The following is a 13554-nucleotide window of genomic DNA, read 5'->3' on the forward strand; positions in this document are numbered from 1 at the left end:
CTGTTTTATTATTTAATCCAAAGGATAGACGACTTTAAACCGCTCTAAAACCAACAGCCGTTGCTCATGCCATTCAATGCTTAACTCATCACATTCGGCTTGGAAGAAGCGGGCATGAGCCTCGCGCCACCATTGTAGTGTTCTATCCCCTTCACCTTCAGCTCTCGCAAAGTCCTCTCCTACCTCGCTGTATGGGCTGGTAGAAACTTCGGTAATTTCAATCACACAAACGGGTTCACCATCCCAATTCGTCACAACCTGAAGGTGCCCAACTTGAGGCATGGCTTCTCCGTGTTCGCTATACCAAACTTCCATGCTGCAAGACGCTGTTTTTTGCCCTGTTCGAACCAGCTCCGCGCATAGGTTCGCGTTGTATTCATCAGCACAGTAATAATCTGCACTCATTGACGGAATGGCTTCTCGTTGCCGAGAATTAAGTAATACTAAGTACTGATCGAGGTAACTTTTAGCTTTGACGTCCATAACAAATGCCCTAACAATCAATGAGGTGGAAGAAGCTTAATGGCTCATCGAGCAAAGAACAATATTCTAGAATCTAAAAGATGAGCTGTGCTCTGCTGTCAAAGAGTACAGTTGAACTGCAAAGGCAACGGAAAGTAAGGTAAATATTTCTTTTGTGAGAATTTTGCTAAACGTTTGTGCTATTTGCTATTGTTGCATGGTCTATCTGTATCCCTAAAGCAAAAGGACGTTTTATGCGCTTATTCATCGGTATTTTTTTCACACTGATTCTGTCACTGCCAACCTTGGCATCTGAAGAAAAATATTCAGAATCTGACTTGTTAGATAGACCGCTTATGGAGCGCTATATTTTAGACGAGCTTAAATCGCTACGTCAGGACTTCCAAAACTTGGAAAAACGCACGATTACTGAAATCACCGACCGTGAACTTAGCGTCGCTGATAAATCGTTAAACTACGCCAATGTCACCGTGACGTACTTCTTTTACATCATCGCAGGTGTTGCATCGCTGATCGCTTTCGTCGGTTGGCAGTCGCTGCGTGAATTTAAACACAACACCAAAGAGATGGCCGATAAGCGATTGGATAAGATCGCAAGCGAATATGAGAAAAAGTTTGTCGCACTGGAAAGAGACTTAAAACGCAAGACTCGCATCATCAGTGAGAACAACAAAGAAATCGAGAAAATCAACGAAATCCATAACTTATGGCTGCGCGCACAAAGCTCTCAAACACCTGAGCAGCGAATTGAAATTTATGATGAAATTCTGGTTATTCGCCCTGGTGATTTGGAAGCACTCACTTACAAAGCAGACGCCGCTATGGAAATTAATGAATACCATTGGGCACTGAGTATTTGTAATCGCGTTTTAGAAGTGGACTACACGAATGGCCCGGCACTTTATCAACGCGCTTGTGCCTATTCACGATTAGGTGTTGAAGAACAAGCGATTGAAGATTTAGAGCGTGCCATTGAGTACAGCCCTTCGATTCGTGACCTGTTAGCTGAAGAGCGCGATCTTGAATTGCTACACGGCAACGAACGATTTGAGAAGCTGTTGCAGCTCCATCACGAGTAACGGAATAAACGACATGAGCCGTCACTTTAATCTAGAAGATGCCAGCCAGGTATTGGTTGGCGCTTTTGCTCTTGCAGTACCAATTTCTTTTTCCGAAGAAGCATGGCGCTTGGGTGAAAGCTTGCCGATGGCAAACCTGCTCATGTTGTTAAGCCTCTCAGTTATTTTTCTGAGTTTTTTCGCCTATCAGAGTGTATTCCAAAGCCGAATCCGCCATCGCGTATCCATCTTTATTTTCCGCGTTATCATCGCTTACACCATTGCGGCAGTTGTGGTTGCACTGGTATTACTTTGTCTCGATAAACTTCCGCTCCTGACAGAGCCTTTGGTGGCGATAAAACGTATTATCGTCATCACGATGCCAGCATCTATGGGCGCGATTGTCGTCGACAGCTTCGATAAAGAGTAAGCCTAACTTCACTCATCCAACGTTAGGTTAGAGCCTGAATGATCTTTTCCTAACACATCTTCTGGGTTACGTAAGGCGCACGTTTCAAGCGATAGACAACCACATCCAATACAACCACCCAAATCATTCTGTAGTGCTTTCAACTGCTGAATTTTTTGCTCTAACTGCTCATGCCATTGGCTCGCCATTCTCTCCCATTGCGCTTTGTTCGGCGCTTGATGTTTTGGCAGGTTATCCAGCGCTTGTTTGATTTCTTCTAAAGACAAGCCTACCTGCTGCGCAGCCTTAATCACGGCAACACGGCGTAACACACTTCGATGATAGCGACGTTGATTTCCCTGATTTCGCCAGCTCGAAATTAATCCTTTTTGTTCATAAAAATGCAGTGCCGACACTTTCACTCCAGAACGTTTCGCTACTTCACCTACGCTGATTTCCATCCCTGACTCCCATTCCAATGATTTTTCAAAAAACACTTTACCTCAAGTTTACTTGAGGTTTTAGAGTGAGACCAAATCAATTATCGAGGCACAAATATGAAAAACAAAACTCAGCCTTATTTAATCGGAAGGTTCTTCGACAGCATATCGTCAGGCTTATTTATGATGGCACTTCCTTGGGTAATGCTGGCTTCGCCAGGTATGGGAACATTTGTCGCGTTAGTATCGCTTAGCTGTACCGCAGTCTCTTTCTTGGTCACACCGTTCTTTTCCACTTTGACTGACCGCCATTCACGTAAAACACTGCTGATTGTGAATCAATGGGTACAAGCGGGAATGGCTCTGGTGGTATTCGCCGCGTACTGGCTTGAGCTAGAGTCCCACTGGCTATTAGCTTTTGCGCAGTTGGTGTACTGGGTTTCCAGTAATGTTGCCTGGGCAACCAACAACGCATTTACTCAAGAAAACTACCAGCAACATGAATACGCCAAGATTTCTGGTCAGCAGGAAATCGTTATGCAATCCACAACTCTCGGTGCAGGTGCACTTGGCGTGGTGTTATTAGAAAAGTGGGGAATGATGGAGTTCGCACTGTTTGCGGCAACGGCGTCATCGTTGGCTGCCATCTTCTATATACTAACGCCTTACACTCGCCGATTACGTGAGTCACACTCAGTTTCTTTCATGAACCAACTAAAAGAGAGTAAGCACATCTTTAGCCGTGAGCCTTACTTTTTCGGGTTCATTTTACTTTCTTGCCTCTCTTACCCGGTGTTGACGTACTTAAGCAAATTAGTCCCGATTTGGTTCTCAGAGCAGGACATTACTGGTGATTGGTTTGCAGGCTTTAACATCAGCTTTGGCTTGGGATCCCTGTTTACCGGATTGATTGTTACGAAGGTACTTAAACGCCTTCCACACGCCCATATTATCTTCGCATCAATGACGATTCTTTCTCTTACCCTGATTGGCATGAGTTTCTCATTACATCCAATGGGTATATTGATGCTGATAGCTTTATTTGGTGTATTTAACGCATTAAACCGAATTGCGAGAATTAACTGGATGCATCACACGGTATCCATTCATCAGCGTGGCCGAGTGGATGGAGGAATCAGCATGTTCAGTACTACGGTGCAATCACTCAGCTATGTCGTCATTGCCATGCTGAGTCACTATGACATGACACGCTACGGCTTTATCTTCGCTGCCGTTGTTATGATGGTGGCAGTGGGAGCGATGTGGGCACTGCAAAAGAATATTGATGACAACAACGAGTTAGCCCTCCAAACGGTAATGAAATGAGCCGCACTAAGGTTGGAAAATAAAAAAGGATGACAGCCAACACTGTCATCCTTTTTGTTGTTAACGCTTAAACTAGCAAAACCTTAGAACCAAGTTTCCATCTGCAAAGCAAATACGGTTTCACCACCACGTCCCATAGTGCTTGCACTGTCATCCACGCTCACAGAGTAATTATTAAGATCATCACTCCAGTCAACATAGCTCACCGCAAAGCGTAACTCTGGACGGTCGAAGAAACCGGCTGCTGTTGCCAGCTTCAACGTTGGTGCTACTGTCGCTTTGTAGAATCCGCCACTCGCTTGTTCAACACTGTTGTCTAGGTCCATGTACTGGTAGGTTCCCTCGTAAACCATTTCAAAGTTTTCTGTTAACTCTTGAGCCAAACGAACGTTCAATGAAGCCCACATAAACTCATCATTGGTTTTCACACGATCCTGGCTGTACTCCGCCATCAGCGCTGGCGCAATTCTCCAGTTATCTGCAAAGCGAGTCACGCCATATGAAAACGCTCGAACCGCCTGAGCATCGTCATTCAAGTCACCATTTGAACCAATACCTTTTAGCTCAGCACCTAACCCCTGACCAATCGAAAAGCCTGTTTTAGAAAAGCCATCATTCACACCGTAAAAACTGTCGGCATGGTAAGCAAACAGAGCATGAACACCACTTTCTGCACGCTTAGTTGGTGACGTGTTGCTAGATGTTCTATCTTCGTTGTCAGACGACACCATACCACTCAACATCACCTGGATATTGCCAATGCGGTTATTGGTAGTCGCAATGTAGTTCTCGATATCAGTACTTGAGCTGTCGATTTCACCGAAGTCACGACCATAAATAGAGAAGTTCGATTTCCACTCATCCGTGATCTGAACATCGTAAACACCTGCACCAGTACCGGCTAGGAATACAATATCTGAATCGAAAAAGTGAATATCAAAGTTATCACGGTCGAATCGCTTACCCGCCCAAACTGTCGCATTATCAAATGCGCCGCTGAAAGAAGGTAAGTTTTTCAGCTCTGCATACACCTGACGAACATTCAACTTACTGTCGTCAGCCGTCCAATCATTGCTGCTTTCAACACTGTCCGCCAACATGATATGGAATCGAGCGCTCGAACCATCATCCATATAACGGTTGTGGATCAAGTTTGCTTCTAAGTAGTTATCATCCTCCAAGCCCAATCGACCAACCGGAGCACCTATCGCACCAGCCGCAGTCATGTAAGGTCCTGTTCCCGTTGCACCGTTAAGATCATCATTGATCAAAAGACCTGCACGCGCATATCCATGGAACTCAAATTGCGATGCTGTGTCGTCGGCTTTGTTCGCAACTTGCTCCGTTTGCTCTAATCTGGATTCCAACTCGCTAATTCGAGCTTCTAAGGCATCCATACCTTCATTTGCATAGGCAGATGTTGTAGGTAGCAGAGCGGTTGCGATACTTAGTGCCAATACATTCGCTTTCATTATTTATTTCTCCAACATTAAATTGATTATTTCGAGATCAGGCAAACGTTCCCGACAAAATCGATTAAATGTGGAATTAAACCCAATAATAAAGACTAATATCCTGTTATCCGTTAGCCTAATTATCAGTCAACGCCATAAATAATTCGTAAATCACTATATAAAACAAATCGGGAACGATCCCGATAATTAATAAAAAATATTAACGCCATCACGAATTATTGAGTAAGCACTTGGTACTGATCACAGATTTGGGCCACTGCGAGGATCTGTTTATCTATGTCTGTCCAGCTCTGTTCGAACCAGCATGTTTACAACAACTTTCAAGTTTATGATCTCGATTAGAAAACAATCAGCACCAGCATGAAATAAGTCACATAAAAAACAAGGCTTTTGAGTCATGCTATATAAAGCCAAGTGAATTGTTTTTGTATGAATGGGCTGACTTCTGCCAACAAGATACTTTAAAAATGGTCAGCAACTTCTAATATCGTAATAACCTCTTAATCTGCTTCCCTCAGTAAGGCGGTTGTATGCATAAAGTCATCCGGAAAATGACATGGAAGACGAATAGGCGGTAAACCCGCCCTACTCCAATGCAGTTCGTGACCTAATAACAGGTTTATCTGGAAACTGTGGTTTCCGCACGTCAGCAAGGAGGCTTTATGCCTATCAATAACATCCGCAACATCGCTTTTGTTGGTCAGACTGGAACCGGCAAAACGACCCTCGTCGAAAAGCTGCTCTTCACCTGTGACGCGACGCATCACTTAGGAAGCGTAGAAAAAGGCGATACCGTTACCGACTTCGACCCCCAATCTATTCAATATCAACATAGTATCGAAGCAACCCCTGTCGCGTTACGCTGGAATGATCATCGCCTGAATATTATCGACACTCCGGGACAGAGTGAATTACTCGGCAGAACGCTCAGTGTTTTTCCGGCCGTTGAAACCTCTGCACTTATTGTCGACCCACAAACACCACTCAACCAAACCTCTGATCGCTTATTTACCTTCGCTCAAGAACAACAGAAGTGTCAGATGATCATCATTAACAAGCTCGACAACCAAGGTAACCAGCTACAAATATTGATGGATAATATCGTTGAGCACTTTGGCGATAAATGTTTACCGATAAACCTGCCTTCGGCAGATGGCCAGTCCGTTATCGATTGTTATTTTGAGCCTGAACTGGAGCGAGAAACCCAGTTGGCCAAAGTGACAGAAGCACATGAAACCTTAATTGACCAGGTTATCGAAGTTGATGAAGAGTTAATGGAACTCTACTTGGAACAAGGCTCAGAACTCACTGCAGAACAACTGCATGACCCATTTGAAGAGGCGCTGAGAACTGGTCACGTGATCCCTATCTGCTTTGTTTCTGCACAGACGGGAGCGGGTGTCGAGCTACTACTTCGCACCCTGGCTGAAATTATGCCGATGCCAAACGAAGGTAATCCGCCACTGCTTGAAAAAAACGGCAAGAAAATCAAAGTTAATTGTGAGTCTCTGGAACATACCGTGGCGCATGTTTATAAGGTGAGTGTCGACCCATATATGGGCAAACTGGCTTACCTTCGCGTTTACCAAGGTGAAATTAACGCTGGCAGTCAGCTTTACATCGGTGAGAGTAATAAAGCGTTCAAGGTTGGGCACTTGTACCAACTGCAAGGCAAAGAGCGGACAGAGATTCCACGTGCGATTGCGGGTGACTTCTGTGTATTAGCTAAAGTCGATGATCTTGAATTTGACTCTATCGTTCATGACTCCCATGACGAAGACGGCGTTGAGCTAAAAACACTCAATTTTCCAGACTCCATGTACTCTCTGTGCTTAAAACCACTAAAACGCGGAGACGAACAAAAACTGGGCGACGTACTTAACAAAATCGCCAGTGAAGACCCTTCGTTACGCATCGAACATCGAGCAAGAACCAACGAGACTATCATCAGTGGACAGGGCGAATTCCATCTCAAAGTTGCGCTGGAGAAAATGGCTAACGTATACAAGCTAGATGTCGAAACATGCCAACCAAGTGTCGAGTACTTCGAGACCATTACCAAACCAGCTGAAGGCCACTATAGACATAAGAAACAAAGTGGAGGCGCAGGTCAGTTTGGCGAAGTGCAGTTGAGAGTTCGTCCTCTGGAGCGTGGAGCTGGGTTCAAGTTCATCAATAAAGTGGTTGGCGGCGCGATTCCTACTGCCCTTATTCCTGCCGTAGAAAAAGGAATACTGCAAGCGCTCGAGGAAGGTGCTATCTCCGGAAACCCGATCAAAGATCTTGAAGTGACCGTCTATGATGGCAAATACCATTCTGTTGACTCTAAAGAGATAGCCTTTGTCATTGCGGGTAAAAAGGCGTTTTTGGATGCAGTTAATAATGCCGACCCGATTGTTCTTGAGCCAATCATTCAGATGGAATTACACATTCCAACCATTAACGTTGGGGATGTATCAGGTGATTTGTCTGGTAACCGAGGATTAATTGAAGGCACTGAGCCTGTGGATAATAACTTCACTCTGATCAGAGCGAAATCTCCAGTGAATGAGCTGCAAGACTACGCCCGAAGATTACGTGCGATTACCGGAGGTGAAGGCAGTTTCAGCATGACGTTGAGTCACTACGAACCCGCGCCACCAGCGGTGCAGAAACAAGTCTGTCAAAGCAGTACCCAGCAGAACTAATTGCTGAGTAAAAAGCCGTAAATAAAAGCGCCCTCATGTCGAGGGCGCATTTTTTATTTGTATTCGGAGCTATTTATCGAGCGACAATCCAATTTGACTGATTTTACTTTCGAACTCTTCGACACTTTCCGCTTTGTAAGTCGGTGAACCGTTAAAGTAACGTGGTTTCTCTGGCAGCATCGCATTTTTCAGCTCTATTTCTTGATCAAGATTGTCATGATAAACCGTCACGCGATGTGGAATATCCTGCTTCATTACAGCCATATTGGTTCTCCTTTATTAACACGAATTTTAAGCGTAGACCGAAATCCACAGACCAACAAAACCCTAGAGCAAAATTTAGACAACCACGACAACTTTTATGCAATTAAGCGCACTAGATATAACTCAGCATTAGAAGAGGAACAGACAAGTTTAAACTCGCTTTATCCGATTGGATTTTTGTTTTAATGCTCCGATGACGAGTGTGGCTCTGAAATTTGATACAAGCGACGCTGAGATTCAGAACACGAGGTTTCACAGTTACACACTTTATCGACACCAACATTATTCAGGCCACCACAGCTGCCTTGAATGCGCTTGTTGTGGAAAATCACACCAAGCGACATCAATAAAATAATTAGGAGAAAACCAACAAAGGTAAATACCCAGACCATGCTAACCAACCTTGTTATCTGAAGCCTTTAAACTAAGTATAGCGGGGCTGGATTTCAGTGCTAACAACTCGCGAGGCGGTTTCGGGCGGCTCAAGATTGACGGTTTGGATTGTTTACCACCACAACCACATGATCCACAACCATCTTTTTTGTTGTGATTGGCCGAAGGTCGACCTTGAGACGCGTCGGTCAGCGGTGTTCTGGCAACGCCCAAAACGTCTTCTATAGAGCTACGGGTAGACAACCGAAATACCTGCTTTCCATTACGCAGTAATTTTTCCAGCGCTCGTTCACCAATATTACGAACCAGCACTGCATCGACGTTGTACTGATCCAATGACTGGATCATCTGAGATTTTGCTTTACAGCCAGACTGTGGCATCGCAGCAATATTAGCTAAATTTTGCAGCATTCCGTCTTCATCGGAATAAATAGCGATATAGGGCGCTTTGACAAAGTGGTTGGCTACGCGCTCACCATCATTAGGAACAGCATAAATCATAAGTTCGACTCCTCATTGGGAAAAACCAGTGCATGACCTTCAACTAAACTTTTTGCGACTTTAAATCGTGCTCTTTTTACCGTGTTGCCAAAAGTTTGTCTCGAAATACCCATTTGATCGGCGGCTTGCTGTTGACTTAACCCTTCTAAATCAGCGAGACGCAGTGCTTCGAGTTCTTCGGGCAGTATGTTGACTTGTTCCAATTGCTGAAACGGCACACCATTTGGCTTGAAACAGTGATGGGCAGCTCGCCCGCATATTTTCCGTTCTATTTTTGGCCTAGCCATCGCCATTCCTCTTAATTCTCAACAAACCCAATAACTCCAAGAAACAGGTTATTGGCATACACGTTACGCCCGTTTATGGCATACGCCAACAATATTATTGGCATATGCCATAAAGCTAAGTTTGCAAAAATCGTAGTTAAAGAAAAAACAGGAAGCGTCTTATAAGGAGAAACAGTCTAAATTAGTGACACTTTTGATACTTGTGCAAAATAAATACGCAATAAACCCGTAAGGCGCAATAGCTTTACACTGCTCTGATTGTTCTGACATTTTCATGCCAGTAACTGATTCTTATTGACACAACGATATCATTCCCTTGCTTTGTTATGACGTAAATTTCATAAGTGGGGCTAACATTAACGGCATACATAATCTTTATTGAAAGAGGGATAAAATGAAAAAGACAATGTTGGCAGTAACGAGTGCGGTTATTATTCTTGCGGGCTGTCAAGACGAAAAACCAGCAGAAATGACTGCGGTAGAAACGCCTCAAGTAGAAGAAGTGCAAGTCGCTGAAGCAACTGACGCAATGCCAGCGCCAGAAGAGCAAGCAGTAGAAGAACAAGGCATTTCAGCAGAAACATTTGTCGACACTCAACACAATGCAAGCAACGCTCTTGATTGGAATGGCACTTACCAAGGTACACTTCCATGTGCAGACTGCTCTGGTATTGATATCACTATCACTCTAAATCAAGACGGTACTTACCTGCTTGAGCAAAGCTACCAAGGCAAAGAAGATGGCCAATTCAAGTCAGAAGGTCAATTCAGCTGGGATGAAAGTGGCAGCACGGTAACGTTAACCAACGAAGACGCACCGAACCAGTACTTTGTCGGCGAGAACGTATTAATGAAGCTAGACATGAACGGTGAAAAAGTAACAGGCGAACTTGCTAATAATTACAACCTAATCAAACAGCAATAAGCGCTATTATGTTGTGAAAAAGTACTCAAACCGAGCAGACTCCTGCTCGGTTTTTTCATATCAGCTCAAGCAAAATGCCCCGCGATCCGCTTAAATTGTAGGTTGGAATAAAAGGCCTCTCTGTATCTACATGCACTGCTGCTTCAACCAGTTGGTTAACTTGATGATCTCGGCTTGCTTAGCGCGGCCTTTCTTATGAACAAAGTAAAAGCTATCGCCAGTATCTAAACCGTGAGATGGGATATAAACCAAGTCATGTGCGATATCTCGTTCGTTAAGCATAAAGTCGTTTGCAAATGCGATACCTTGGTCATAACGCGCAGCCTCTATCGCTAATAGCATATGGCTAAAATGCTGCATATCGACATTACCTGGCAAAGTAAATCCGCCCGCCTTACACCACTCAGACCAATCCTTTCCACGCTCGCGATAGACAGAGTCGGTGGAGAGAAGTGGATACTGCCAAAACGCTTCCGGCATCGGCATTTCTTGCATCTCTTTCCATAATTTATGGCTACAAACCGGATATAAAATGTCCTTATATAAGTGAACAGAGACATAATTTCGCTTTGGCTTTTGCACCGTGATGAAACAATCTCCAACACTCTCGGTTTGCTCTGGGTCTCCCGCCATCATATTAAGCGTAAGTTCAATCTCGGGATGTAAGCGTTTAAAATCAGACAAACGTGGAATCAGCCATTTTACCGCTAGCGAGCTATAAATCGCCAAACGAATGCTGCCCTTCTCACCTTCACGAACCTTCTGGCTCGCCATCGCGATGGCAGTAATTGCAGGGCTGATGTCTTCCAGATATTGCGTGCCAGTATCAGACAAAGAGAGCTTCCTGCCTTGGCGAATGAACAACGACTCACCGAGGTAATCCTCGAGTAAACGGATCTGGTGACTCACAGCACTTTGCGTCACATTGAGCTCTTCAGCAGCAAGCGAAAAGCTTAAATTTCGCGCCACAGATTCGAAGCAGTGAACCGCTCTAAGCGGGGGTAATTTCATTATCTAAAAATCTCATACTTAAACTAATAAATATCACTTCACTTCATCCTATGACATCACCTACTCTTGCGCAAAGAATGAGGAGATAAAAAAGTGAAAGTTACATCTGTCGGAGCAGCAATGCTGCTATTAATTGTTGGAAACCTTATTGCGGTAATTTCAGACGCTTTGATTAAAAGTGTCGGTAATGATGTGCCCGTTTTTCAGTTTGTGCTATTCCGACAAGTTTCCGCTGTACTGTTTCTGCTGCCTTTTTGTTTACTGAGTCGACCAACTCATTTTATGGAAGGGTTTAAATGGCATGCCATTCGTGCACATGTATGGTTACTGGGCGCGATATTCATGGTCTTTGCAATTTCATCTTTGCCGCTGGCGACTGCAAACGCGATTTTCTATGCCGCTCCATTAATGATGTTGCCTATTGCCGCACTGTTTTTCAAAGAGCAGCTTTCGAAACAATCTGTCGCTGCTGCCATCATGGGCTTTTTAGGCGTGTTAGTCATCATTCGCCCGGATCAAATCGATTGGGCGGCGATTTCAGCATTTGTTGTGGCGATGAGTATTGCGGTCAATAACTTATTGATTCGAAAAATACCTAGAGAACAGTCCGTGATGCACACTTTGCTTATGACGAATTTAGCGGGTATTCCTGTTGCACTGTTACTTGTTTTTATTGAAGGGAAACCTTGGGATTGGAGTGCTTTCCCCGTCGCCGCAGGTTCCAGCTTATTTATCATGATATATGCAGCGACATGTGTACTCGCGTACCGTTCAATAGAAAGCAATAAGATTGCCAGTGCGGAATACAGTGGCTTGATTGGCGCAGCCGTTATTGGCTTTATTTGGTTTGATGAATTGCCGGACATATTCATGGCTATTGGCACGGTCATGATAATAGTACCGTTGATTTGGCTGTCGAAGCGCGAACGTCGTATTCGAAAACAACAAGCTCAAATTCAAGTCAATCAGGAGCAACAGGCGCAGGTTACCTGATACCAGATAGACAAAAACCCCGTTGTCCAAAAGACAAAGGGGTTTTTATTTATGTGTAGCCTAACGCCCAATTACTGTGGCAGAACGACATTACCGTCTTGGATTGGGAAGCTTTTCGTCGCTGGCTTACTTGCTAGACGAACTGTTGTTGGTGCACCTGCGACTTCATAGGTGACATCATAACCAACCACTTTTTCTGACGTGGTATATTCGGTGTGACATTGCTGCTTCGTCGTCGTTACCACATCGCCCTTTTGCACATTTTCTTGGATCTTACGACCTGTTAATGCACCAGCAATTGTCCCTGCTGCCGTAGCAATGATCTTACCAGAACCACCACCAATCTGGTTGCCAAGCGCAGCACCAGCCGCAGCGCCACCAACAGTACCAAGAATTTTATTGTCATCTGTCGGTGCAACTTGCTGTGTTACCACCACATCTTTACACACTTGATGAGGGTTCTTGACTGTTTCTGTCACTGCTTCAATCAAAGTGATGTTAGCTTGAGTCGGAGCTGGCGGCGTTTTCTCCTTACAGCCTGCTAATACAGCAACAACCACGGCCGCAATTGCAATAGATTTAGTATTCATGGTTTACATCCCAGCATAGTTTATTCTATGTCCGGTATAGTAAGTCGGAAGCACAAATACACATCAAGCGAACATGAGCGCCCTGTCATTAGAACGTTAAAAACAGCGTTTTTTAAAAATGGCGTTAAGAAATAACTAACGGCATGTCAATTGAGCCGACATTGCATCAACGACACCTATCACTGATGCAATCTTATTAAGCGAAACTGATTGATACTGAGGTTCAGGCTAAACTGAGGAACAGTTCATCGTCTGATAAGTATTTATGTCGGTGACTCATACTACGCACGTGCATAAACATAAAATCGGGAAATCCCGGGGCAATAATGTTGTTTGGTTCCCAACACAAACCACCAACAAAAATGTAGCGGCCTTGTTTTTCATCATCATGGAGCGGGTTATTGATAGGCGAAGACAGCTCTGCACGGCAACCTTCAACTACGCACACGATTTGCCCTTTGAACAAGCCGATTACCCGTCTCACCAAGTTGGCTTTGATCCCACATTTCCAAGCCTGACGAGTTGCCATTTCATAGCCGTATTTTCTTATTGCTTTCTTCTGCAAATGTACAACTAAATTCATTTTTTACTCCTGATTCAAGCTATTACGTTGAAGCCCAAAGTCATCAAGAAGCAGTTAGACACACAGTTAAGCGAACTCGCTGTGGGTAACGTTGGGTAAAGATACTATAACGAAATCACCCTCCACGTT

General features: G+C 44.3%; 16 protein-coding genes. 6 read left to right on the forward strand and 10 right to left on the reverse strand.

Annotated elements, in window-relative coordinates; genetic code table 11:
- Window positions 1–12 precede the first annotated feature (12 nt).
- A complete protein-coding gene (locus tag DBX26_RS20005) occupies window positions 13–483 on the reverse strand; it encodes an ASCH domain-containing protein (protein WP_014233631.1) in 471 nt (156 codons plus the stop codon).
- A 233-nt stretch (window positions 484–716) separates the two neighbouring features.
- Here DBX26_RS20005 and DBX26_RS20010 point away from each other — a divergent pair, with 233 nt between their 5' ends.
- Together DBX26_RS20010 and DBX26_RS20015 are read left to right on the forward strand one after the other, a co-directional pair.
- On the forward strand, window positions 717–1562 hold the full coding sequence (locus DBX26_RS20010) for a tetratricopeptide repeat protein (protein ID WP_014233630.1): 846 nt from the start codon (window positions 717–719) through the stop codon (window positions 1560–1562).
- A gap of 13 nt (window positions 1563–1575) precedes the next feature.
- Window positions 1576–1971 (forward strand): DUF2391 family protein, encoded by a 396-nt coding sequence (locus DBX26_RS20015; protein WP_014233629.1) that lies wholly within the window; start codon window positions 1576–1578, stop codon window positions 1969–1971.
- 8 nt (window positions 1972–1979) lie between these two features.
- Here the strand turns inward: DBX26_RS20015 and soxR are convergent, their stop codons facing one another.
- Entirely contained in the window at window positions 1980–2411 is a 432-nt protein-coding gene (soxR, locus tag DBX26_RS20020; protein WP_014233628.1) for a redox-sensitive transcriptional activator SoxR, read from the reverse strand.
- Window positions 2412–2507: 96 nt separating this feature from the next.
- On the opposite strand from soxR, the gene DBX26_RS20025 reads away from it, so the two are divergent.
- Window positions 2508–3716: an MFS transporter gene (locus DBX26_RS20025; protein ID WP_118120702.1), complete on the forward strand. Its 1209-nt coding sequence runs from the start codon at window positions 2508–2510 to the stop codon at window positions 3714–3716.
- Between the two features lie 83 nt (window positions 3717–3799).
- Here DBX26_RS20025 and DBX26_RS20030 read toward each other — a convergent pair whose 3' ends face one another.
- Window positions 3800–5188: a carbohydrate porin gene (locus tag DBX26_RS20030; protein ID WP_118120703.1), complete on the reverse strand. Its 1389-nt coding sequence runs from the start codon at window positions 5186–5188 to the stop codon at window positions 3800–3802.
- Window positions 5189–5853: 665 nt separating this feature from the next.
- Between DBX26_RS20030 and fusA the strand changes: the two genes are divergently transcribed.
- Window positions 5854–7878 (forward strand): elongation factor G, encoded by a 2025-nt coding sequence (gene fusA / locus DBX26_RS20040; RefSeq protein ID WP_065300732.1) that lies wholly within the window; start codon window positions 5854–5856, stop codon window positions 7876–7878.
- Window positions 7879–7947: 69 nt separating this feature from the next.
- Here the strand turns inward: fusA and DBX26_RS20045 are convergent, their stop codons facing one another.
- From DBX26_RS20045 to DBX26_RS20060, 4 genes are all read right to left on the reverse strand, one after another.
- Window positions 7948–8142, reverse strand: a complete 195-nt coding sequence (locus DBX26_RS20045; RefSeq protein ID WP_014233624.1) for a hypothetical protein — start codon at window positions 8140–8142, stop codon at window positions 7948–7950.
- A 182-nt stretch (window positions 8143–8324) separates the two neighbouring features.
- The gene (nqrM, locus tag DBX26_RS20050) at window positions 8325–8534 is read right to left on the reverse strand and encodes a (Na+)-NQR maturation NqrM (RefSeq protein WP_020334408.1); all 210 of its coding nucleotides are present in this window, start codon (window positions 8532–8534) and stop codon (window positions 8325–8327) included.
- A gap of 1 nt (window position 8535) precedes the next feature.
- The gene (locus DBX26_RS20055) at window positions 8536–9036 is read right to left on the reverse strand and encodes a NifB/NifX family molybdenum-iron cluster-binding protein (protein WP_118120704.1); all 501 of its coding nucleotides are present in this window, start codon (window positions 9034–9036) and stop codon (window positions 8536–8538) included.
- Window positions 9033–9323 carry a DUF134 domain-containing protein gene (locus DBX26_RS20060; protein WP_014233621.1) on the reverse strand — a complete coding sequence of 97 codons (291 nt, stop codon included), beginning with the start codon at window positions 9321–9323 and terminating at the stop codon, window positions 9033–9035. The genes DBX26_RS20055 and DBX26_RS20060 overlap by 4 nt, the downstream gene beginning before the upstream one ends.
- Before the next feature lie 394 nt (window positions 9324–9717).
- Between DBX26_RS20060 and DBX26_RS20065 the strand changes: the two genes are divergently transcribed.
- Window positions 9718–10248: a copper resistance protein NlpE gene (locus DBX26_RS20065; RefSeq protein WP_014233620.1), complete on the forward strand. Its 531-nt coding sequence runs from the start codon at window positions 9718–9720 to the stop codon at window positions 10246–10248.
- Between the two features lie 126 nt (window positions 10249–10374).
- On the opposite strand, the gene DBX26_RS20070 is transcribed toward DBX26_RS20065, so the two are convergent.
- On the reverse strand, window positions 10375–11259 hold the full coding sequence (locus DBX26_RS20070) for a LysR family transcriptional regulator (protein ID WP_118120705.1): 885 nt from the start codon (window positions 11257–11259) through the stop codon (window positions 10375–10377).
- Window positions 11260–11352: 93 nt separating this feature from the next.
- Here DBX26_RS20070 and DBX26_RS20075 point away from each other — a divergent pair, with 93 nt between their 5' ends.
- Window positions 11353–12252, forward strand: a complete 900-nt coding sequence (locus tag DBX26_RS20075) for a DMT family transporter (protein ID WP_024373013.1) — start codon at window positions 11353–11355, stop codon at window positions 12250–12252.
- Between the two features lie 71 nt (window positions 12253–12323).
- On the opposite strand, the gene DBX26_RS20080 is transcribed toward DBX26_RS20075, so the two are convergent.
- Together DBX26_RS20080 and DBX26_RS20085 are read right to left on the reverse strand one after the other, a co-directional pair.
- Window positions 12324–12842, reverse strand: a complete 519-nt coding sequence (locus DBX26_RS20080; RefSeq protein WP_014233617.1) for a glycine zipper 2TM domain-containing protein — start codon at window positions 12840–12842, stop codon at window positions 12324–12326.
- 223 nt (window positions 12843–13065) lie between these two features.
- A complete protein-coding gene (locus DBX26_RS20085) occupies window positions 13066–13425 on the reverse strand; it encodes a hypothetical protein (protein ID WP_014233616.1) in 360 nt (119 codons plus the stop codon).
- Window positions 13426–13554: the final 129 nt, after the last annotated feature.

Source organism: Vibrio sp. dhg (genome assembly GCF_003443775.1).
In the GTDB taxonomy this organism is placed as follows: Bacteria; Pseudomonadota; Gammaproteobacteria; order Enterobacterales; family Vibrionaceae; genus Vibrio; species Vibrio natriegens.